We start from the raw sequence: 21,117 nt of genomic DNA, 5'->3' as shown, positions 1-21,117 counted from the left end.
CTACCTCAGTTTCAGGGTGGCAAGGCCGATCAGCACGAGAATCACGGTGATGATCCAGAAACGGACAATCACGCGTGGCTCGGGCCAGCCCTTGAGTTCAAAGTGGTGGTGAATCGGCGCCATGCGGAACACACGACGCCCGGTCAATTTGAAGGAAGCCACCTGGATGACCACCGACAGGGTTTCCATCACGAACACACCGCCCATGATGAACAGCACGATTTCCTGGCGAACGATCACCGCGATGGTTCCCAGGGCCGCGCCCAGCGCGAGTGCGCCGACGTCGCCCATGAAGACTTGGGCCGGGTAGGTGTTGAACCACAGGAACCCCAGGCCGGCACCGATCAGTGCGCCGCAGAACACGATCAGCTCACCCGCACCCGGTACGTAGGGAATCAGCAGGTATTCAGCGAACTTCACGTTACCCGACAGGTAGCAGAAGATGCCGAGCGCGCCGCCCACCATCACCGTCGGCATGATCGCCAAACCATCAAGGCCGTCGGTCAGGTTCACCGCATTGCTGGAGCCGACGATCACGAAGTAGGTCAGCACCACGAAACCAACGCCGAGGGGAATACTGGCGTCCTTGAGCATCGGGATGATCAGGGTGGTCTCGACCGCGCTTGGCGCGGTGGTGTAGAGGAAAATCGCAGCGGCGAGCCCGAACACCGATTGCCAGAAATACTTCCAGCGGCTTGGCAGCCCCTTGGAGTTTTTCTCGATCACTTTGCGGTAGTCGTCCACCCAGCCGATGGCGCCGAACAACAGGGTCACCAGCAACACCACCCACACATAGCGGTTGTGCAGGTCGGCCCACAGCAAGGTGCTGATACCGATGGACGACAGGATCAACGCTCCGCCCATGGTCGGGGTGCCGGACTTGGACAGGTGCGACTGCGGGCCGTCATTGCGAACCGATTGACCAATTTGCAGGTTCTGCAGGGTACGGATCATCCATGGCCCCAGGAACAGCGACAGAGACAGCGCGGTCAGCACACCCAGAATCCCGCGCAGGGTCAGGTACTGAAAGACCGCGAAGCCTTTGTAGAACTGTTGCAGATACTCAGCCAGCAGCAGCAGCATTAATGTTTCTCCGTACTTGAGCCACACAAGGCTGCGACGACGTTTTCCATCACCGCGCTGCGCGATCCCTTGATCAAAATAGTGGTGTGTTTGTCTTGTTCAGCCGCCGTCAGCGCCTGGATCAATTCGGCCTGGGTCGCGAAGTGCCGCGCACCGGCGCCGAAGGCGTTGACGGCGTGCGCCATGTTCGAGCCGACGGCGTAAAGCGCATCGACTTTGCCGGCGGCATACGCGCCGACTTCACGGTGGCCTTGTTCAGCCCAGTCGCCCAATTCGCCGATATCGCCCAACACCAGCACCTTGCGCCCGTCGAAACCCTTGAGCAGATCCACGGCGGCATTGATGGAGGATGGGTTGGCGTTGTAAGTGTCATCAATGACGCGCATACCGTTGCTTGCCAACTGCGCCACGGTGCGCCCCTTGACCGGCTGCACCGCGCCCAGGCCGGTCGCGATACCGAACAACGACACACCCAGGGCGTACGCGGCGGCGGCGGCGGCCAGGGCATTGGCGACGTTATGGTTGCCGAGCAGATTCAGTTGCACCCGCTCACTGCCCTGCGGGGTGTGCAGGGTGAACGACGGGCAGCCACGGGCGTCGACAGAGATATCGGAGGCGTGGAAATCAGCGGCGGCATTCAGTACGGCAAAAGTCAGCACCTTGCGACCGGCAGCGCGTACACGCCAGGTCTCGAAAGCCTTGTCGTCGAGATTCAAAACCGCAGTGCCGGATGCGTCGAGACCCTCAAGGATTTCACCCTTGGCCTCGACGATCTTCTGCGGGCCGCCGAACTCACCGACGTGGGCGGTACCGGCGTTGCTGATGATCGCCACGTGAGGCTTGGTCAGCGCCACGGTGTAGGCGATTTCGCCGATGCGCGAAGCGCCCAGTTCGATCACTGCCGCCGTGTGTTCCGGGGCCAGTTCGAGCAGGGTCAGCGGAGCGCCGAAATCGTTGTTCAGGTTGCCACGGGTAGCGAGCACCGGCCCACGCGTGCGCAACACACCGGCAAGCAGCTCCTTGACCGTGGTCTTGCCGCTGGAGCCGGTGATGGCCGCGACAGGCTTGTCAAAGGCGGCGCGGTTCAGCGCACCCAGTTGACCGAGGGCCAGGCGGGTATCGGCGACCAGCAACTGCGGCAAGGCGCAGTCCGCAATTTCACGTTGCACCAGAGCACCTACTGCACCTTTGGCGGCAACGTCGTTCAGGTAATCGTGCCCGTCAAAGCGCGGGCCGGCCAAAGCCACGAACAGCTGGCCCGGCTTGATATTACGGCTGTCGATACTGACGCCATCGAAGCTGCAGTCGCTCGACAACACGCGGGCCGAAAGGGCCTGGGCCAGTTCGCTGAACTTCATCGCCTTAAGCATGGGCAACCTCCCAGGCGGTCAAGGCATGATCGGCCTCGACCAGATCGGAGAAGGCATGGCGTTCGCCGTTGATTTCCTGGTAGTCCTCATGGCCTTTACCGGCCAGCACCACCACGTCGTCAGCGCCGGCGCTGGCGATCAACTGGGCAATGGCTTCACCACGACCGGCAACGAACGTGGCCTTGGAAGCGTCTTTGAAGCCAGCACGGATGTCGTCGAAAATCTGGCTCGGATTTTCGCTGCGCGGGTTGTCGTCAGTCACGAGCACGCCATCGGCCAGGCGCTCGACAATCTCGGCCATCAACGGACGCTTGCCCCGATCACGGTCACCGCCGCAGCCGAACAGGCAGAGCAATTTGCCCTTGGCGTGTGGGCGCAGGGCCACCAGGACTTTTTCGAGGGCGTCCGGCGTGTGGGCATAATCGACCACCACCAACGGCTGCGAACCGCCACCCAGGCGCTGCATGCGGCCGACCGGGCCTTCCAGCTTCGGCAGGACTTTCAGGATTTCGTCGAGGGCGTAATCCAGGCCGAGCAACGCGCCGATGGCGGCGAGGACGTTACTCAGGTTGAAACGCCCCAACAGGCTGCTGCGTAAATGGTGCTCGCCTTGTGGCGTCACCAGCGTGGCGAGCACGCCTTCATCATTGAACTGGGCTTCGCGGCAATACAGGTACGCACTGGCGTCTTCCAGGCTGTAGCTGATCAGGCGCGACTCACCCTCTTGGGCCGCCAGCTGACGACCGAACGCGTCATCCAGGTTCACCACGCGGCACTTCAAGTCATTCCAGGCAAACAGCTTGGCCTTTTCAGCAGCGTAGGCCTCCATGGTGCCGTGGTAGTCCAGGTGATCGCGGGACAGGTTGGTCATCACCGCCACATCAAAGGCCAGCGCCGCAACGCGGCCCTGGTGCAGGCCATGGGAGGACACTTCCATGGCCACCGCCTTGGCGCCGGCCTTTTTCAGGTCGGCCAGGGTGGCTTGCACGGCGATCGGGTTCGGCGTGGTGTGCAGGCCGCTTTGCAGCGCGCCATAAAAACCGGTGCCCAGTGTACCGACAATGCCGCAGTGCTGGCCCAGCAGGTCAAGCGCTTGTGCGACCAACTGGGTCACGCTGGTCTTGCCATTGGTACCGGTCACGCCCACCAGGTTCAGCTGGCGACTCGGGTCGCCATAGAAACGCCCGGCGATATCGGACAATTGCGCCGCCAAGCCCTTGACCGGAATCAACGGGACATCGGTGATCGGCAGCACGGTGGCGCCTTCCACTTCATAAGCCACGGCCGCAGCGCCGCGCTGCAGCGCATCGGCGATATGCTCGCGACCATCGAATTTGCCGCCAGGCACCGCCAGGAACAGGTCCCCGGCGCGTACGCTACGGCTGTCCAGGCTCAGCTCGCGAATCAACAGGTCGTGACCGGCGTGGGCGAAAATCTTGTTCAGGCTAAGAGACATCAGCCGCGCCCTCCATTGGCTTTTGCAGCGGCGGCCGGCGCTCCGGCATTCGCTTGTTGGGTCGGCGGCAGATTGTCCGGCGTGATGTTCATCAGACGCAGGGTGCCGGACATGACTTTGCTGAACACCGGCGCCGATACCAGGCCACCGAAATAGCCGGCTTTACTCGGCTCATCAATCACTACGACGATGGCGTAGCGCGGATCACTCATCGGGCCGAAGCCGGCGAACAGTGAGCGGTAGGAGTTTTCGGCATAGCCCTTGGTACCCACCGACGTTTTACGCGCCGTACCGGACTTGCCTGCCACGTGATAGGCCGGCACCTGGGCGCGGAATACGCCACGCGGTGCTTCGATCACTTGTTGCAGCATGCCTTGCATGGTCTTGGCGACTTTTTCCGGGATGACCTGGGTGGCTTTCGGCGCTTCGTCGACATGGATCAGGCTCAACGGAACCATGCGACCGTTATTGGCCAATACCGAGAAAGCGTGCGCCAGCTGGATCGCCGTTACCGACAGGCCGTAGCCATAGGACAGTGTGGCGGTCTCGGCTTTTTTCCAGTCGCGGTAGTTCGGCAGGTTGCCCACGCGCTCGCCCGGAAAATCCAGGCCGGTGGGTTGGCCCAAGCCGATCTTCTGGGCCAGGTGGTAGATGGTTTCGCCGCCGATATCGAAGGCGACCTTACTCATGCCCACGTTACTGGAGTTGATCAGAATACCGGTCAAATCCAGCACCGGACCTTCGGTACGGGACACGTCACGAATGGTGTATTTGCCCAACTGCAAGGTGCCTGGGTAAACCTCGACTTTGTCGCTCGGCTTCCAGCGCCCGGTTTCGAGGGCGGCACTCATGGAGATGGCTTTCATGGTCGAACCCGGCTCGAACACGTCGATCATGGCGCGGTTACGCATCATCGCCGGTTGCAGGTTGCGACGGTTGTTCGGGTTGTAGGTCGGCTGGTTGACCATGGCGAGGATTTCGCCGGTCTTCACGTCCATGATAACCAGGCTACCGGCCTTGGCGCCGTTCTCTATGATCGCGTTACGCAGTTCACGGTTGGCCAGGTATTGCAGACGCAGGTCAATCGACAACGCCAAGGGCTTGCCAGCCTTGGCGTTCTTGGTGACCTGGACATCCTTGATCAGCCTGCCGCGCCGGTCCTTGATGACCTGTCGCTTGCCGGGAACCCCGGCCAGCCATTCATCGTAGGCCAGCTCGACACCTTCGCGACCGTGGTCGTCGATATCGGTGAAGCCGACCATATGCGCGGTGGTTTCACCGGCTGGGTAGAAACGACGAAACTCCTCGATGCCGTAGACACCGGGGACTTTAAGGTCGAGCACTTGCTGGCCCTGCTCAGGGGTAAGCCCGCGAACCAGGTAGATGAATTCTTTATTGGCCTGGGCTTCCAGACGCTCAGCCAGGGCTTTCGGATCCTGGCCCAGGGCGGCTGCGAGTTCCGGCCATTTTTCCTTGGCGGTCTGCAGTTCCTTGGCGTTGGCCCACAGGGTCGTCACCGGGGTACTGACGGCCAGAGGCTCGCCGTTGCGGTCGGTGATCAGGCCACGGTGCGCCGGGATCGGGATATGACGCAGGCTACGGGCATCGCCCTGACCAATCAGGAAGTCACGGTCGACGACCTGCAGGTCGATGATGCGCCAGGCGATTGCGCCCACCATCAGCGCCAGCAAGCCGAGCACCACGCGGAAGCGCCATGGGTAGAGTGCGCCTTCGAGCTTCATCATGGCGCCACCATGCGGACTTCGGCCGCGCCCGGAATGTGCATTTTCAGCTGCTCGGTGGCCAGCACCTCGATACGGCTGTGGGCGGTCCAGGTGCTTTGCTCGAGAATCAACCGACCCCACTCCGCCTGAGCCTTGTCGCGCACGCTCAATTCCCCGTACAGGGTATTGAGCAACTGGCGGTTCCAGTGGGCGCTGTAGGACACCGCGATCGCGGACACCAGCACGCCTATAAACAGCAGCAACATAAAGAAGCTACCGCCCGGGAGGGGCTTGGCGAAAAGCTTGCTCACCGTAACTTCTCCGCAACACGCATGACGGCACTACGGGCACGCGGGTTGGCCTTGAGTTCAGCTTCGGAAGCGAACTGCGCTTTGCCATGGATCTTGATTTTCGGCACAAAGGCTTCGAAACGCACCGGCAGGTTGCGCGGCAGGTTATCCGTCTCGCCCTTGACCAGGCGACGCATGAACAGTTTGACGATGCGGTCTTCCAAGGAGTGGAAGCTGATCACCACCAGGCGCCCCCCCACTTCGAGTGCATCCAGCGCGGCTTCAAGGCCGGCTTCCAAGTCACCCAGTTCGTTATTGACGTGAATACGCAGGCCCTGGAACGCACGGGTGGCCGGATTTTTACCTTTTTCCCAAGCAGGGTTGGCAACCTTCAGCACTTCGGCCAGGTCGGCGGTACGTTCGAACGGCTGGATCTCGCGGCGCTCGACCACGGCGCGAGCCATGCGGCCGGCGAAACGTTCTTCACCATATTCCTTGAACACGCGGGCGATTTCTTCCACCGGCGCCGTAGCGATGAACTGCGCGGCACTGACGCCCCGGGTAGGGTCCATGCGCATATCGAGGGGGCCATCGTTCATGAAGCTGAAGCCGCGCTCCGGGTCGTCGAGTTGTGGCGAGGACACGCCCAGATCGAGCAAAACCCCGGCCACCTTGCCTGCCATGCCGCGCTCGGCCACTTCGGCACCCAACTCGGCAAAGCTACGCTGCACAACGACAAAGCGGCCGTCTTCGGCCGCTAGCGCTTGCCCGGTGGCAATCGCTTGAGGGTCTTTGTCGAATCCGAGGAGTTTGCCGTCAGATCCGAGCTGGCTGAGTATCAAACGGCTATGCCCGCCCCTGCCGAAGGTGCCATCCACATAGCAGCCATCCGCGCGTACGGCGAGAGCCTCGACGGCTTCGTCAAGCAGTACGGTGATGTGGTTAAAGCCGCTATCAATAGTCACAGGATCAAATCACGCAGTTCATCAGGCATGGCGCCCGGTTGTTGAATAGCCGCCAGGTCAGCTGCAGAAACAGCATCCCAGGCATCTTCGTCCCACAATTGGAACTTGTTCAGTTGGCCCACCAGCATTGCGCGCTTGTCGAGCTTGGCGTATTCGCGCAGACGCGGAGGCACCAGGAAACGACCGCTGCCATCCAGTTCGAGGTCGACGGCATTACCAATCAGCAAACGCTGCAGGCGACGGTTTTCTTCACGCAATGAAGGCAGAGCGCGCAACTTGGTTTCAATCAACTCCCACTCATCGAGGGGGTAAACACATAAACAAGGGTCAACAGCATCAATCGTGATGATTAACTGGCCTGAACTTCGCGAAATGAGCTCGTCACGATACCGGCTCGGCATGGCGAGACGGCCTTTTGCATCGAGACTGATAGCGTTGGCTCCGCGAAACACAGTTGCGTTTCTCCAAATTTTAGCGTTTTACGTTCAAAAAACCCACTTTGTGCCACTTTCCGCCACTTGCGCACACTATAGGAATGCGCCCACCACACCGTCAAGGCGCGGATTCAAGGAAAAGCCTTACAGAACGGAGATTTAGGAGCGCAAAAGGAGGAGAAACGAGAGTTTGGCGATGTTTTTGACTCAACAACCGCAAATAGCTCATGGAGCTATGGCTTAAAGTTAAAGTGATTTATTAAGAGTAAGATTTTTTTGGTATTACGAAGATGCATCTGCCAATGATTCGGCAGGGAGGGAGTCTTGCGTTACTACCGGTTTTCTGCCCGAGATCCGGACAGAAGGAAAAAAGGTGGAGAGTCGATCTATAAGCCGGGTTCTGTCTTGAACAGTCATTCGTCTACGATGGCCATCACTGGACATCTTTAGCAACCTACCCGGTCCCAGCGCGGGCCACGCCTTGGGACCCTATTTGGTCTTGCTCCAAGTGGGGTTTACCTAGCCACGAACTGTTGCCAGTCGTGCGGTGCGCTCTTACCGCACCTTTTCACCCTTACCGGCACCGAAGTGCTTAGGCGGTTATTTTCTGTGGCACTTTCCGTAGGCTCACGCCTCCCAGGCATTACCTGGCACTTCGCCCTATGGAGCCCGGACTTTCCTCCCCCCCCTAATTTTCATAGAGGGCAGCGACTGTCCAATCGACTCTCCGCCGCGCAGGTTAACGGCACGACGGCCTCAGGACAAGTAATAAAAGTTCAGAATGGCCATCACGTTCAGACGAAATACAGGTTCAACCCCGGAACTATTCGGCTTTCTGTTTATCAAGCGCAACTTGATACAACACATTCTTACGCAGGCCGGTAATTTCCGCCGCCAGGGCCGCGGCGCGCTTGAGGGGCATTTCCTTGAGCAGTAAATCCAGGATGCGCATCGCCTCGCTGCCGACAGCGTCTTCGTTTTCCGGCGCGGTCCAGCCGGCCACCAACACTACGCACTCGCCACGCTGCTGGTTGCTGTCACCCTCGACAAAGGCACGCAATGCCTCCAGCGGCAGCCCCTTGAGGGTCTCGAAGGTCTTGGTCAGCTCACGGGCCAGCAGCGCCAAGCGCTCACCGCCAAACACCAGCTCCATATCTTCCAGGCATTCCAGGATGCGATGCGGAGCCTCATAGAAGATCAAGGTACGCGGTTCTTCCTTCAAGGCTTGAAGGCGCGCACGCCGCCCAACCGCCTTGGCCGGCAAAAAGCCTTCGAAGATAAAACGGTCCGACGGCAAGCCGGCGGCAGATAATGCGGCGATCAGCGCGCACGCACCCGGAACAGGCACTACATTGATACCTGCGGCACGCGCCTGACGTACCAGATGGTAGCCCGGGTCGGAAATCAGCGGTGTACCCGCGTCGGAGATCAGTGCTACATCGTCCCCCGCCAGCAGACGGGTGATGAAGCGGCTGCCCTCTTCGCGTTCGTTGTGTTCATGGCACGCCGCTAATGGCGTGCTGATACCAAAATGCTGCATCAACCGCTGGGAGTGACGCGTGTCTTCCGCCGCGATCAGCTTGACTTCGCGCAACACCTTCAGCGCCCGGGCACTGATGTCGTCCAGGTTGCCAATCGGCGTCGCAACCACAAAAAGCGAGCCAGCAGTGGAATTCAAAGGACCTGGAGCAGTCAAAACGCACACCTCGATGGTTGGCAAAAGCCATAGTGTAGCGCGTAGGCGCTTCGAAAATACGCCATCACGATGGATGCTTTTTCAGCCATCGACGAGCGATTGCAACATTTGCACGACCTAAATCGACGCTTTCACGCCAGTAACATCGCGCCTGAGCCAGTGCTTGGGTACAATTCCACGCTAATTTGATCGGTATCAGGAACACTTACATGATCGCTTGCCTGCGGCTGCTCTCCGCCCTCTGCCTCGCTGCCCTCCTGGCCGCTTGCGCCAGCTCGCCCTCTTCCAGCCTTGGCGACCTGCCCCGGACCCCGGATGCCAGTATCGAGCAACTGCTCGAACAGGCAACTACCGCCAAGACGCCAGAAAAGGCCGCGCTGCTGCGCCTGAGTGCGGCTGACCTGGCGTTCCACCAGAACAACCCTGGCCGCTCGTCGCAGATTCTTGCGCAGGTGCCGCTGGATGTCCTGAAACCGGCCGCACAAGTATTTGCCAGCACCCTGGCCGCTGAGTTGGCCATGGCCCGCAATCAGCCCAAGGCTGCATTGGCAGCGCTCAACCACCCGAGCCTGCAAAGCCTGAAGGATCTGCCGACAGACCAGCAGATCCGTACCGGCACCGTACATGCCCGTGCTTATGAAGCCGATGGCCAGACCCTGGCTGCCGCTCGCGAACGCGTCGCCATGGCCCCGCTGCTCAGCGGCGACGCCGCCAAGAGCAACCACGAAGCGATCTGGACGTTGATTGCCGCGCTGCCAGCCGATCAGTTGCAAGCCAGCGGCAACCCGGTATTGGACGGCTGGATCACACTGGCCCAGGCGGTCAAGGGCGCCGGCACCCTGGAGCAGCAGCAAGCCGCTATCGATACCTGGCGTGCGCAGAACCCGGGGCATCCGGCGGCGGTGCAACTGCCGCTGCCACTGACCAAGCTCAAGGAACTGGCCAGCCAGCCCCTGAACAAGATCGCCCTGCTGTTGCCGCAGGAAGGCCAACTGGCCTCGGTCGGCAAAGCGCTGCGTGAAGGTTTCATGGCCGCGCACTACCAGGCCGAACAGGCCGGGCAGAAGCCGCCGGTGATCGAGTTCTATGACAGCTCGCGCCTGACCTCGCTTGACGACTTCTACGCCAAGGCCCAGGCCGCCGGCGTGCAATTGGTGGTTGGCCCACTGGAGAAACCGCTGGTCAAACAACTCAGCGCACGTCCGCAATTGCCGATCACTACCCTGGCACTGAACTACAGCGAGGCTGAACACAACCCGGCCCAACTGTTCCAGTTCGGCCTGGCGGCTGAAGATGAAGCCCGCGAAGTGTCGCGCCGTGCTCGTGCCGATGGCCTGCACCGTGCCGCCGCCATGGTCCCTCGTGGCGAATGGGGCGAGCGCGTCTACAAGGCCTTCCGCCAGGATTGGGAAGCCAATGGCGGCACCGTCGTCGGTGTTGAGTACGTCGATCAGCCCGTCGCCCTCGCCCAACAGATCGCCGACCTGTTCCAGCTGCGTAAAAGCGAAGGCCGCGCCAAGAGCCTGCAAAGCACCGTCGGTACTGACGTAGCCGCTCAGCCATCGCGTCGCCAGGATATCGAGTTCATCTTCCTGGCAGTTACTCCGCAGCTGGCCCAGCAGATCAAACCCACCCTGAACTTCCAGTACGCCGGTGATGTGCCGGTTTACGCAACCTCCCACGTGTTCAGTGCCAGCGGCGACAAGAACCAGTACCTGGACATGACCAACGTGATGTTCTGCGAGACCCCATGGTTGCTCAACAGCACCGACCCACTGCGCAATCAGGTCGCCGCACAATGGCCACAGGCCAATGGCAGCCTCGGTCGCCTGTACGCAATGGGAGTCGATGCCTACCGTCTGGCACCGCGCCTGGGCCAGCTCAAGGCGCTGCCCGACACTCGGGTTGACGGGCTTTCGGGCAGCCTGGGCGTCAGCGCCAACCAGCGTGTCGACCGTCAGATGCCTTGGGCGAAGTTTGTCGGTGGCGACATCCAGCGCCTGCCGGACACCCCGCGCTGATGCCCGAGCGGTCCAGCGCACAAAGCGGCAAGGATGCCGAACTGCAAGCTCTCCAGTATCTGCAACGACAAGGTTTGCGCCTGCTGGCGCAAAACTGGTTGTGTAAACGCGGCGAGCTTGATCTGGTCATGCTTGACGGCGATACAGTAGTATTCGTCGAAGTCCGCTACAGAAAACACGCACAATGGGGTGGTGCGCTCGCCAGTATCGACGGGCGCAAGCGTCAGAAGCTGATACTCGCCGCGCAGTTTTTCCTGCAAACAGAGCATCGCTGGGCTGACTCTCCCTGCCGTTTCGATGTGGTTGCCATAGAAAGCACACCGTTAGGCCCAGCTGATCTGAACTGGCTCAAAGATGCCTTCGACAGCTGATTCACCGGACACCTTCATCACACACTTTTGCTCTTTGCATTGCGGGCTGCACATTTTCGTGCCAATCAGCCGCGCCACTTAAGGTCACACAGATGGACATGCAATCCCGAATTCGCCAGCTTTTCCAGGCCAGCATCGACACCAAGCAACAGGCGATGGACGTACTTGCACCGCACATCGAGCAAGCCAGTCAGGTCATGGTCAACGCCTTGCTCAACGAAGGCAAAATGCTTTCGTGCGGTAACGGCGGTTCGGCCGGTGACGCCCAACACTTCTCCTCCGAGCTGCTCAACCGCTTCGAGCGTGAGCGCCCGAGCTTGCCGGCCATCGCCCTGACCACCGACTCGTCGACGATCACCTCGATTGCCAACGATTACAGCTACAACGAGATCTTCTCCAAGCAGATCCGCGCCCTGGGCCAACCGGGCGATGTGCTGCTGGCGATTTCCACCAGCGGCAACTCGGCGAATATTATTCAAGCGATCCAGGCCGCACATGATCGCGAAATGATTGTCGTAGCATTGACCGGCCGCGACGGCGGCGGCATGGCCTCGCTGTTGCTGCCCGAGGACGTGGAGATCCGCGTCCCGGCCAATGTCACTGCACGCATTCAGGAAGTCCACCTGCTGGCGATCCACTGCCTGTGCGATCTGATCGACAGCCAACTGTTCGGGAGTGAAGAATGACCGTTAAACGCCTCAGCCTTTTGGGCATTACGCTGTGCCTTGCCATCAGCGGCTGCAGCACGGCAATCACCGCAACACGTGACACCCCCATTCAGGACGATAAGGGCACTCGTACCTTCGGCAGCAAGATCGACGACTCGCTGATCGAAACCAAGGTCGAGGTCAACATTGCCAAGGCCGCACCGGACCTGGGCAACGGTGCTTCGCGCATCGTCGTGACCAGCTTCAACGGCGTGGTATTGCTGGCCGGGCAAACCCCGCGTGCCGACCTCAAGGCCCTGGCTGAACAAGCCGCTTCGAGTGTCCAGCGTGTCAAGAAGGTTAACAACGAACTGCAAGTGATGGACCCGATCACCCTGCTGGCCATCAGCAACGATGCCCTGCTGACCACCAAGATCAAGACGCAGATGCTGACCGACAGCGCGATTCCCGGCTCGCGCATCAAGGTCGTCACCGATAACGGCATCGTCTACCTGATGGGCCTGCTGACCCAGGCGGAAGCCGCGCGTGCAGCCAACCTCGTGCAAGGCGTGTCGGGTGTGCAGAAGATCGTGAAGGTGTTCGAATACATCGATTGATGTAACCCACAGCCATGAAAAAGGGCGCCGTGCATTGACTGCACGGCGCCCTTTTTTGTCGCTTGTCGCCCGTGTTTATTGGTACTGCTGGTACGGGTTACCCTGGAACTGGTTGTTCTGTTGGGGTGCCTGTTGCTGCTGACCAGGCTGGCCGTATTGCTGGCCAGGAATCGGACCGAGGTTGACCTCTACACGACGGTTCTGGGCGCGGCCATTCACGTCGGCGTTGCTGGCAATCGGGTTATCCGGGCCGGCCCCGCGGGCGCTCAGGTTGGCAGGGCTGACGCCTTGGGAAGTCAGGTAGTTCGCTACGCTCTGCGCACGACGCTGGGACAGGTCCATGTTCAACTGGCGGCTACCGGTACTGTCGGTGTAGCCGACAATCTGGATTGTGTTCTGGTTGAACTGCTTGAGGGAGTTGGCCAGATTGTTCAGCGGCTGGTAGAAGCTGCTGGCGATGGCATCCGAGTTGGTGGCGAAAGTGATGTTACCCGGCATGATCAGCTTGATCTGATCACCCTGGCGCTGAACTTCAACCCCAGTGTTGGCCATGCTTTCACGCAGTTTCTTTTCCTGCTGGTCGGCGTAGTAGCCGTAACCCGCAGCACCAATACCGGCAACAGCCGCACCGATCAGTGCGCCCTTGCCACGGTTGTTATGGTCGATGGCCGCACCTGCCAATGCGCCGGCCAGGGCACCCAGGCCACCGTACTTGGCGGTCTTGCTCATACCGCCGGACTCATTACCTGCCTGTCCCTGGCTGCTGCCGTCATAAGGATTAGGTGAAGCGCAGCCGGACAACAAGGCTACGGCGGTAGCGACAACAAGCAGACGACGCGGAGTAAACATGAAGGAAGCTCCTACTTTTGCATTCTGTGATGCAGAGGACATTGGCAATGGACCTGTGCCGAGCTTGGAACACGACAAACGGTAAAAATTCCATGCCCGGCGGGCGCCGTGCTCTACAACGGCCGAGCACACTCAAACCCTAGCAGACGATTGCTGAACGGCGATTGTCGATTTCTCTGCAAATGTCGCCGGAAAGTAGCCATTGGGTATCCAGGAACAATCACACCGCAATTAGAAAGCGAGGCTGAGTCAACCCAAGCTCGACCGTTCAAAGGCCGATTCCGAGGGGCAAAAAAAATGAACCCGACGTGGCGTCGGGCTCATCTTTCTACAGGCGCAGTTAAAGCCTATGGGTTCAGGCTGCAACTTTTTGAGACACGTAACTCTTTTTCAACGATGACTTCATGGCCAGCATCTGTTCACCCAGCTTTTCAAGCTCGGCTTTGCCCAGAAGCTTCTTGGCCTTGGGAAACATCTCTGTTTCCTCTTCTTCGATGTGATGTTCGAGCAATTCCTTGACCACCTTCACCCGACCTGCGAATTCCGGGGAGGTAGGATCAGTTGCTTTCAGGTCGGGAAGCACCAGAGAGTCAACCGTGCGATGTTCTTCTTTTGCCTCATAGTACATCTCGGCCTCGTCTTTCCCACCGGCGGCCTTGAAGGCGGGATAGAGAATCTGCTCCTCCAACTGGGTGTGGATGGACACTTCCATCTCTAATTTATCCAGCAGCTCAGTGCGTTTCTTTACCCCACGCTCAGTCGATTCACTCAGTTGGGTCAGGATGGCTTTGACTTTTTCGTGGTCGGCTTTGAGAAGGTCGATGGCATTCATTTTTCTATCTCACTATGGCTATCACGGAAGGGTTCAGCCGTTCTTTGGCGGCTATCTCCCTAGTGCTATCGCATTTGCCGTGCCACCTTAAAAAAAATTTAAACCTCTTATATTTCAATAGGTTATTTAAATTATTGGCAATTTGAACTCATGCACCTTGCCCGAATGAACCTGCCGTCTATTGCAGATAGCAACACGCTCAAACGCCGTTTGATCCCAAGCGCTCGCCAAGGCCAGAAATTACGAACATCTCAATCGACCCACGGTCATTTATTGCATGAGGCACAGCGCCCATGCGTCAGACCAGATTGCAGAAGTAAGCATGTGGAGTAGGTCATGAACCCATACACAGATGACTTGCCTGATGCCATCAAGCGTCAGGCCGATAGGCTTTTTTACGATATAGAGCGGGCAGGCTCGATGATTTTCGCAGTAAAAACCGGCGCGAAGGCCGAAGGGTTCGTCCTGGGAATAACCTGCTGTGCCGGCCTCCCGCCGGAGCGTTGTGAGTTGCTGTCCAACCATTTCGACAGCGCCGTCGAGAAAAGGCTGAGATTGTTGACAGCGGGCCTATAGAACAGCCTCTCAGCACGACGGCTCAGGGCAAGCGTCAAAATGCGTGATGCTCGCTCCCTATATCGGACCCTACATCGGGTAAAGCCGGCTTGGTCGCGCTTTGAAATCCACTGGAGAACCTCCTAAACTGGCTCACCACATTGCCCCCGACCTACGCAGTTTCGTTTAGTCCGCCTGTGACGGACCTGATCAGGACATCGACATGCGCCTGCCGGATTTCATTCTAGAAAACCTCGAACCCATCTTGCAGGCCTGGGAAGATTTCGCGAGAACGATCGAGACACCTGGCGCGGATCTCGACCGCAGTGCATTGCGCGACCATGCAGAGCAAATGCTGCGGGCGATCGTCGCCGACCTGCGAACCGCACAGACCGCACAAGAGCAGATTGATAAGTCGCATGGCCTGGGGCCGGTGGAAGAGCACGAAACCGCCGCTGAGACCCATGCAGTGGCTCGCTTACTGGCGGGCTTCACCATCGATCAAATGGTTTCTGAATATCGCGCCCTCAGGGCGAGCGTGCTCAGACAGTGGATGAGCCAGGTAAAAAATGGCACGTCACTGAATATTGATGATATGACCCGCTTCCACGAAGCGATTGACCAGACTCTCGCGGAGTCTATCGCCAGTTACTCCCGAGCCGTTGATGTGTCGCGCAATATTTTCCTGGGCGTTCTCGGCCACGATTTGCGCACCCCGCTCGGGGCGATTTTACTGGGCAGCGACATTCTCAAGCATTCCGAGGGTCTCGGGGCGCGGGATGCCAAAGTCGCGACCCAGATACATACCAGCGTTACCCGGGCGAGCCGTATCGTTGGCGATTTGCTGGATCTGACACGCTGCCACATGGGGCCCGGTATTCCCGTCACCAAGACAGACCTGGACCTTTTACCGCTGTGCCGCAGAGTGGTGGAAGAAATCCAGGCATTTCATCCTGAAGCCAACGTGCTGTTTGTCGCACGCACTGCGGTTCCCGGCAGGTTTGACGGCCCGCGATTGGAGCAGGTCTTTTCAAACATCATCAGCAACGCTGTGAGTCACGGCAATATCCAGCATCCCATAACCGTGCAGTTGTCGGTCACGGAGGACGTCGCGGTATTCAGCGTCCATAACAGCGGCCAACCGATACCTGAGGATGCCCTACCGTTTATCTTCAACCCCATGGGGCGTTTTTCTCAGCGCTCTACCACTGAAAACGGACCTACCGAAGGCTTGGGCCTGGGCCTGTTTATCGCGTCAGAAATCGTGACCGCCCATAAGGGCTCAATCGACGTCACTTCTGACGCAACGCAAGGCACTACTTTCCTCGTAAAACTTCCGCTCAACGAGTGAGCCGTTTGCCCCTGCGAAAAATCACTGCACGTCTCGTCGAAAAAATTGTACAAATTATTTTTATTGTACAAGTATAGGTGAGCAGTCAGTCATCCGTGCGCCCTCTCACCGTGGCTCCGGCATGCCTGCGCCCTATACGTTTCTCCATCACTGGAAACTGCTCGATGACTGCACATCGCCGACTATGCCTGGTTCTGGGCGATCAATTGTCTTTCGACCTGGCCTCGCTGCAGGGCCTGGATAAAGAGCGCGATAGCGTACTGCTCGTCGAAGTGATGGAAGAGGCCCGCCACGTCCCTCATCACCCGCAAAAGATCGCCCTGGTCTTCAGCGCCATGCGCCACTTCGCCGAAGCATTGAGGCAAGCTGGAACGCAGGTCCACTACGTTACCCTCGATGACCCACAGAACACTGGCTCGGTGCCAAGTGAGCTACGGCGCTGGCAGTCACTGTTGCAGCCCGATGAACTGCACATCACCGAATGTGGCGATTGGCGCCTGGAACAGTCAATCCGTACGTGTGGCTTGGCGATTGAGTGGCATCGCGATAGTCGATTTCTCTGCAGCCGTGCCGAATTCGCCGATTGGGCCGCAGACAAAAAGCAGCTGCGCATGGAGTTTTTCTATCGAGAAATGCGCCGTAAAAACAGGATACTGCTCAACGGTGACGGCAGCCCGGTAGGCGGTGCGTGGAATTTTGATGCGGACAACCGCAAGCCCCTGCCCAAAGGAGTACGACCGCCTGCGCCGGCCCGCTTCCCGCCAGACACCCTCACCCAGGAAGTCCTTGCGCTGGTGGCTGAACACTTTTCCAGCCACTACGGCACCCTGGCCAACTTCGACTACCCGGTCACTCATGCAGATGCGCAGGCTCTCTGGGATTACTTCCTCGATTGGGGGCTGGCGGCCTTCGGTGACTATCAGGACGCAATGGCCAGTGATGAGCCCTTTTTGTTCCATGCCCGTATCAGTGCCGCGCTCAATATCGGCCTGCTGGATGTTCGCCAACTGTGCAGCGATGTCGAGGCCGCCTATTGGTCGGGCAACATCGCGCTGAATGCCGCAGAAGGCTTTATTCGCCAACTGATCGGGTGGCGGGAGTATGTCAGGGGCGTCTACTGGCTGAGGATGCCTGACTACGCCGACGGTAATGCGTTCGGCAATACAAGATCACTGCCGGAGTTCTACTGGACAGGCGCTACCCGGATGAACTGCATGCGCCAAGCCATCAACCAAAGCCTGGAGCACGCCTACGCTCATCACATTCAACGGTTGATGGTGACAGGCAATTTTGCCCTCTTGGCCGGTATCGCTCCGCCCCAGATATGCGAGTGGTACCTGGCGATCTACATGGATGCATTCGAATGGGTCGAGCTGCCAAACACCCTGGGCATGGTGATGCACGCCGACGGTGGGTACCTGGGCTCCAAACCTTACTGTGCGAGCGGTCAGTACATCAAACGCATGTCTGACTACTGTCGTACCTGTGCCTACAAGGTCAGTGAAAGCACCACCGAAGACGCCTGCCCTTTCAATGCGCTCTATTGGCACTTTCTCATGCGTCACGCTGACCTTCTGCGCGGCAATCACCGCATGGGCATGGTGTATAAAAACCTCGACCGCCTGACGGAGACCAAGCAGCAGGCGCTCTGGCAACGGGGGCAGAGTCTGCTGGCCCGGCTGGATGAGGGTGAGTCATTTTGAAAAAGAGCGAGCTGCCGGTGAAAACCTGCGTGTCTTGCGGCCTCTCCTTTACCTGGCGAAAAAAGTGGGCCCGTTGCTGGAATGAAGTGCTTTACTGCTCGCAGCGCTGCCGGCGCAACAAGCCGGTGAAAAACTGAACCGGCGCATCCTTGCATACACGGGGCGAAGCGCTAACCAATCAACCCCAACTCCTGCGCCCGTGCCACCGCCTGAGTACGCCGCTCGACCCCCAGTTTGCTGTTGATGTGGCTGGCGTGGGTCTTGACGGTGTGCAGTGAAATAAACAGCTGATTGCTGATTTCCTGATTCGAACACCCCTGCGCGATCAATTGCAGGACCGCCCGTTCTCGGGCGCTCAGGGTTTCGTGAGCAGGCGAAGTTCCGGCCGGCACCACCACGGGAAGCAGCGCCAGCAAACTCTGGTTCAACAGGCCATGGGAGTCCCTGCCAAGTTGTTCGCGCATCCAGTCCGGGTAGTTTTCCAGCAAGCGCTGGAACGGTTGCAGCGCACCGCCCGCTCTGGCTTCCAAGGCTTGGACGAGGATGGACCGGGCCTTGGCCTCCTGGCCGCACTCCAGTAGCAAGTGCGCCTGCTGGGTCAGTGCCATCAGCGCGATCATCTGGCGCCCATCGTTATGAGCTAGCTGCGCCAACGCTTCAAGCCGTCGCAGTGAAGCCTCGGATTGATGGCGCGTTGCATCCAGCGCGGCCTGCTGCAGCTCGATATGTTGCGGCAAGTGAGGATGAAACTCCGGCGCGGCGGCAGCGTGCTCGCCGTTGTAGGTCTGCCCCAGGCGAGTCAGCCAGGCATCGGCCAGGTCAGTGCGCCCCTGGATCAGCCACAGCTCACATTTGATCAGCGTGATCATCGCCAGATAGTAGATGGGTGGCACATCCCAGATATGCATCAGGCGCTCGGCCTCGGCCAGCTCGGCAAACGCCTTGGGGAAATCCCCACGTCGCCCTTCGAAGTTGGCGATCACGCAATGCCCGATCAATACGCTGATATCCCGACAGGCACGGGCTTCCGCCAGCCCGGCACGCAACCGCGCGAGGCCGGCTTCGGGCTGGAAACGCACCAGCAGCAGGTAACCTTCATACAACGACAGCCGCGCGCGCACGGCATACAACCGTTGTGGCGCCAGGTCATGCAGGCGCTGCAAGCCCTGGCGCACTTCGTCGAGCGAGCGCAGGATCTCGCCACGCGCCTGCAGTACCCGCGCCCGGTCGTAATGGGCCAGTGCTTCAAACAGGGGGTTGCCGACGCGTTGCGCCAGCTCCAGGGACTCTCGATTCAAGCCCCGGGCACGCCATAGGTCGGCATCGACGATGGCCAGGTTGGAGAGGGTCGACAGGCACATCAGGCGCTGGCCGTAGCGCTTGTGCGGCAGGCTTTCCAACGCCTCGCTGCAATAACGTTGAGTCGATTCGCGATCCCCGCGGCCACGGGCAATGATGCCGCTCAGCGCCAACCATTGGGCGAGCATGGATTTCTGTGCGGTCGCTGACGGCGCCGGCAGGAAGCGGCTGAGGTAGCTGGATAACTCTTCGGCCGCGTCCAGTTGGCAGGCCAGGCCCAAGGCCCAGCTATACAACACGATCAAGCGTGGCGTGCTGATCAACAGGCTGTCGGGCAAGTCCATCTTCCAGCGCAGCAGCATGCCCACGTTCTGCTCGGCCAGCAGTTGCTCTTCAGACAGGTTTTGCACCAGGTTCGCCGCCACATCGAGATGGCCGGCCCGCAGTGCCTGCTCGACCGCCTCATCGATCAGGCCCTGGGCGTTGAACCACCGGCAGGCGCGCAGGTGAAGGCTGGCCAAGGGCAATGTGGCGCTCTTGGCGCGACGCGTACGCAGCAGGTCGGAAAACAGATGGTGGTAGCGATACCAATGCCCCTGCTCGTCCAAAGGCACCAGGAAGACTTGATGAGCCAGCAGGTAGCGCAGGATTTCACCACTGTCATGGGCTTCGCGTACGGCATCGCATAGCTCGCTGCAAAAACGATCCTGAGGCGCCGTGTCATACAAAAATGCTTGCACCTCCACCGGCAGGCAGTCGATGACCTCCTCCAGCAGGTAATCCCGGATCAGCCCTTCCCCGCCGTGCAGGCTTTGCGGCAGCGCACCTTCGTTGCCGGCTTCGGACGCCGCCAGCAGCCAGAAACGCAGGCCGGCGACCCAACCTTCGCTGCGGCGAATCAGGTTATCCAGGGCCTCACCGCGCAATGAGCTGCTATGGCGGTCCAGCACTGCCAGGGACTCGTCATGAGTCAGGCGCAAGTCCTGTTCATGCAATTCCAGCAGGTGCCGTGACAAGCGCAATCGCGCCAGGTGCCAATCCGGACGCTGGCGACTGGTGACCAACACCACCAGGCCGTCAGGCAAATGATTGAGGAAAAATTGCAGGCAACGATCCAGCACCGGCCCCTGGGCCAAATGGTAGTCATCCAGTACCAGCAATAAAGGCGTCTGCGTGGACAGGTAGCCCGTCAGCTCATCCAGCAAACCGTCCAGCCACTCCTCGAAAGCAAAGGGCTGATGGCGTTGGCGCATTTTCAGCAGGCCGAGGGACTGGGCGCCGAGCTGCGGGAAGTATTGCTGCAAACCGTCGAGCAGGCGCTCAAGAAATCGACCAGGGTCGCTGTCCCGTGGGCTCAAACCCAACCACAGGCTCTGCCAGTGCGTGGGCAGGGCCTGGCAGAACTCGACCGCCAATGAGCTTTTGCCGAACCCGGCCGGCGCGCTGACCAGCAGCAATCGCCCCTCCAACCCGGCGCTCAAACGCTCGCACAAGCGCGGTCGCAGCACGTAGCCGTCAGGCAGCGGCGGCCTGTAGAAGCGCGCTTCCAGCGTCGGAATCGCTGCGCTCGCAGGCCCTTGGATTCGGGACAGATCAGTCATCGCCGGGCTCTTGTAGAAGGCTGTTGTCGGCATTGCAGATGTCCGCAGACTAGCGGTAAAAGCGGCGGGGTTGTAGATCTTTGCAACATTTACCTGAAAAAGAACTGCGACAAAAAATGTGGGAGGGGCCTGATGCCAGTCAGTTAAATGGTGGGTAGAACACATCATCTGTAGTGAGCGGGCTTGCCCCGCGCTGGGTGGCAAAGCCGCCCCAACAAAGACGCCGCGGTATTTCAGGAGGACCGAGGTGCCT

At 59.6% G+C, this 21,117-nt stretch carries 19 protein-coding genes and 1 other RNA gene; 8 read left to right on the top strand and 12 right to left on the bottom strand.

Annotated features, from left to right (window positions below; all coding sequences use genetic code 11):
• From mraY to rsmI, 9 genes are all read right to left on the bottom strand, one after another.
• Positions 1-1,083 (bottom strand): phospho-N-acetylmuramoyl-pentapeptide-transferase, encoded by a 1,083-nt coding sequence (gene mraY, locus C9383_RS14385; protein WP_060753913.1) that lies wholly within the window; start codon positions 1,081-1,083, stop codon positions 1-3.
• Entirely contained in the window at positions 1,083-2,453 is a 1,371-nt protein-coding gene (locus C9383_RS14380; RefSeq protein WP_090366692.1) for a UDP-N-acetylmuramoyl-tripeptide--D-alanyl-D-alanine ligase, read from the bottom strand. Before C9383_RS14380 ends, mraY begins: the two co-directional genes overlap by 1 nt.
• Positions 2,446-3,909, bottom strand: coding sequence for a UDP-N-acetylmuramoyl-L-alanyl-D-glutamate--2,6-diaminopimelate ligase (locus tag C9383_RS14375; protein ID WP_090366694.1), 1,464 nt, complete (start codon positions 3,907-3,909; stop codon positions 2,446-2,448). The genes C9383_RS14380 and C9383_RS14375 overlap by 8 nt, the downstream gene beginning before the upstream one ends.
• A complete protein-coding gene (locus tag C9383_RS14370) occupies positions 3,909-5,651 on the bottom strand; it encodes a peptidoglycan D,D-transpeptidase FtsI family protein (protein ID WP_162843543.1) in 1,743 nt (580 codons plus the stop codon). The genes C9383_RS14375 and C9383_RS14370 overlap by 1 nt, the downstream gene beginning before the upstream one ends.
• Complete coding sequence (gene ftsL, locus C9383_RS14365; protein WP_003171871.1) at positions 5,651-5,944, bottom strand: cell division protein FtsL; 294 nt, start codon at positions 5,942-5,944, stop codon at positions 5,651-5,653. The genes C9383_RS14370 and ftsL overlap by 1 nt, the downstream gene beginning before the upstream one ends.
• Positions 5,941-6,888, bottom strand: coding sequence for a 16S rRNA (cytosine(1402)-N(4))-methyltransferase RsmH (gene rsmH, locus C9383_RS14360; RefSeq protein ID WP_162493817.1), 948 nt, complete (start codon positions 6,886-6,888; stop codon positions 5,941-5,943). Before rsmH ends, ftsL begins: the two co-directional genes overlap by 4 nt.
• A complete protein-coding gene (gene mraZ, locus C9383_RS14355; protein ID WP_003171868.1) occupies positions 6,885-7,340 on the bottom strand; it encodes a division/cell wall cluster transcriptional repressor MraZ in 456 nt (151 codons plus the stop codon). The genes rsmH and mraZ overlap by 4 nt, the downstream gene beginning before the upstream one ends.
• A gap of 355 nt (positions 7,341-7,695) precedes the next feature.
• An RNA gene (gene rnpB, locus C9383_RS14350) (RNase P RNA component class A) lies at positions 7,696-8,049 on the bottom strand.
• Positions 8,050-8,145: 96 nt separating this feature from the next.
• Positions 8,146-9,018, bottom strand: a complete 873-nt coding sequence (gene rsmI, locus C9383_RS14345; RefSeq protein WP_090366696.1) for a 16S rRNA (cytidine(1402)-2'-O)-methyltransferase — start codon at positions 9,016-9,018, stop codon at positions 8,146-8,148.
• 209 nt (positions 9,019-9,227) lie between these two features.
• Between rsmI and C9383_RS14340 the strand changes: the two genes are divergently transcribed.
• From C9383_RS14340 to C9383_RS14325, 4 genes are all read left to right on the top strand, one after another.
• Positions 9,228-11,039, top strand: a complete 1,812-nt coding sequence (locus tag C9383_RS14340) for a penicillin-binding protein activator (RefSeq protein WP_090366698.1) — start codon at positions 9,228-9,230, stop codon at positions 11,037-11,039.
• Positions 11,039-11,410 (top strand): YraN family protein, encoded by a 372-nt coding sequence (locus C9383_RS14335; RefSeq protein ID WP_090366700.1) that lies wholly within the window; start codon positions 11,039-11,041, stop codon positions 11,408-11,410. The genes C9383_RS14340 and C9383_RS14335 overlap by 1 nt, the downstream gene beginning before the upstream one ends.
• A gap of 92 nt (positions 11,411-11,502) precedes the next feature.
• On the top strand, positions 11,503-12,096 hold the full coding sequence (locus C9383_RS14330) for a phosphoheptose isomerase (RefSeq protein ID WP_007904374.1): 594 nt from the start codon (positions 11,503-11,505) through the stop codon (positions 12,094-12,096).
• Positions 12,093-12,674 carry a BON domain-containing protein gene (locus tag C9383_RS14325; protein ID WP_090366702.1) on the top strand — a complete coding sequence of 194 codons (582 nt, stop codon included), beginning with the start codon at positions 12,093-12,095 and terminating at the stop codon, positions 12,672-12,674. The genes C9383_RS14330 and C9383_RS14325 overlap by 4 nt, the downstream gene beginning before the upstream one ends.
• 75 nt (positions 12,675-12,749) lie before the next feature.
• On the opposite strand, the gene C9383_RS14320 is transcribed toward C9383_RS14325, so the two are convergent.
• Together C9383_RS14320 and C9383_RS14315 are read right to left on the bottom strand one after the other, a co-directional pair.
• A complete protein-coding gene (locus C9383_RS14320) occupies positions 12,750-13,523 on the bottom strand; it encodes a YiaD family glycine zipper/OmpA-like lipoprotein (protein WP_060753922.1) in 774 nt (257 codons plus the stop codon).
• A 355-nt stretch (positions 13,524-13,878) separates the two neighbouring features.
• Entirely contained in the window at positions 13,879-14,355 is a 477-nt protein-coding gene (locus C9383_RS14315) for a PA2171 family ribosome-binding persister protein (RefSeq protein WP_090366704.1), read from the bottom strand.
• Positions 14,356-14,691: 336 nt separating this feature from the next.
• Between C9383_RS14315 and C9383_RS14310 the strand changes: the two genes are divergently transcribed.
• The 4 genes from C9383_RS14310 (at position 14,692) to C9383_RS14295 (ending at position 18,101) form a co-directional block, all read left to right on the top strand.
• On the top strand, positions 14,692-14,931 hold the full coding sequence (locus C9383_RS14310) for a hypothetical protein (RefSeq protein ID WP_090366706.1): 240 nt from the start codon (positions 14,692-14,694) through the stop codon (positions 14,929-14,931).
• A 202-nt stretch (positions 14,932-15,133) separates the two neighbouring features.
• The gene (locus C9383_RS14305; protein ID WP_090366708.1) at positions 15,134-16,261 is read left to right on the top strand and encodes a sensor histidine kinase; all 1,128 of its coding nucleotides are present in this window, start codon (positions 15,134-15,136) and stop codon (positions 16,259-16,261) included.
• A 164-nt stretch (positions 16,262-16,425) separates the two neighbouring features.
• Entirely contained in the window at positions 16,426-17,964 is a 1,539-nt protein-coding gene (locus C9383_RS14300) for a cryptochrome/photolyase family protein (RefSeq protein ID WP_090366710.1), read from the top strand.
• Positions 17,961-18,101 (top strand): DUF2256 domain-containing protein, encoded by a 141-nt coding sequence (locus C9383_RS14295; RefSeq protein WP_081086983.1) that lies wholly within the window; start codon positions 17,961-17,963, stop codon positions 18,099-18,101. Before C9383_RS14300 ends, C9383_RS14295 begins: the two co-directional genes overlap by 4 nt.
• Positions 18,102-18,134: 33 nt before the next feature.
• On the opposite strand, the gene C9383_RS14290 is transcribed toward C9383_RS14295, so the two are convergent.
• Positions 18,135-20,864, bottom strand: coding sequence for a winged helix-turn-helix domain-containing protein (locus C9383_RS14290; RefSeq protein ID WP_090366712.1), 2,730 nt, complete (start codon positions 20,862-20,864; stop codon positions 18,135-18,137).
• Between the last annotated feature and the right edge of the window lie 253 nt (positions 20,865-21,117).

It is taken from the genome of Pseudomonas palleroniana (genome assembly GCF_003031675.1).
GTDB lineage: Bacteria > Pseudomonadota > Gammaproteobacteria > Pseudomonadales > Pseudomonadaceae > Aquipseudomonas > Aquipseudomonas palleroniana.
The sequence above is the reverse complement of the archived record's forward strand: the minus strand, read 5'-3'. Positions and strand labels throughout refer to the sequence as shown.

Excerpts from the sequence above, each read along its gene's own strand:
- mraY (WP_060753913.1), bottom strand. The coding sequence starts at position 1,083 with ATGCTGCTGCTGCTGGCTGAGTATCTGCAACAGTTCTACAAAGGCTTC.
- C9383_RS14380 (WP_090366692.1), bottom strand. The coding sequence starts at position 2,453 with ATGCTTAAGGCGATGAAGTTCAGCGAACTGGCCCAGGCCCTTTCGGCC.
- C9383_RS14375 (WP_090366694.1), bottom strand. The coding sequence starts at position 3,909 with ATGTCTCTTAGCCTGAACAAGATTTTCGCCCACGCCGGTCACGACCTG.
- C9383_RS14370 (WP_162843543.1), bottom strand. The coding sequence starts at position 5,651 with ATGAAGCTCGAAGGCGCACTCTACCCATGGCGCTTCCGCGTGGTGCTC.
- C9383_RS14340 (WP_090366698.1), top strand. The coding sequence starts at position 9,228 with ATGATCGCTTGCCTGCGGCTGCTCTCCGCCCTCTGCCTCGCTGCCCTC.
- C9383_RS14335 (WP_090366700.1), top strand. The coding sequence starts at position 11,039 with ATGCCCGAGCGGTCCAGCGCACAAAGCGGCAAGGATGCCGAACTGCAA.
- C9383_RS14330 (WP_007904374.1), top strand. The coding sequence starts at position 11,503 with ATGGACATGCAATCCCGAATTCGCCAGCTTTTCCAGGCCAGCATCGAC.
- C9383_RS14325 (WP_090366702.1), top strand. The coding sequence starts at position 12,093 with ATGACCGTTAAACGCCTCAGCCTTTTGGGCATTACGCTGTGCCTTGCC.
- C9383_RS14320 (WP_060753922.1), bottom strand. The coding sequence starts at position 13,523 with ATGTTTACTCCGCGTCGTCTGCTTGTTGTCGCTACCGCCGTAGCCTTG.
- C9383_RS14315 (WP_090366704.1), bottom strand. The coding sequence starts at position 14,355 with ATGAATGCCATCGACCTTCTCAAAGCCGACCACGAAAAAGTCAAAGCC.
- C9383_RS14310 (WP_090366706.1), top strand. The coding sequence starts at position 14,692 with ATGAACCCATACACAGATGACTTGCCTGATGCCATCAAGCGTCAGGCC.
- C9383_RS14305 (WP_090366708.1), top strand. The coding sequence starts at position 15,134 with ATGCGCCTGCCGGATTTCATTCTAGAAAACCTCGAACCCATCTTGCAG.
- C9383_RS14300 (WP_090366710.1), top strand. The coding sequence starts at position 16,426 with ATGACTGCACATCGCCGACTATGCCTGGTTCTGGGCGATCAATTGTCT.
- C9383_RS14290 (WP_090366712.1), bottom strand. The coding sequence starts at position 20,864 with ATGACTGATCTGTCCCGAATCCAAGGGCCTGCGAGCGCAGCGATTCCG.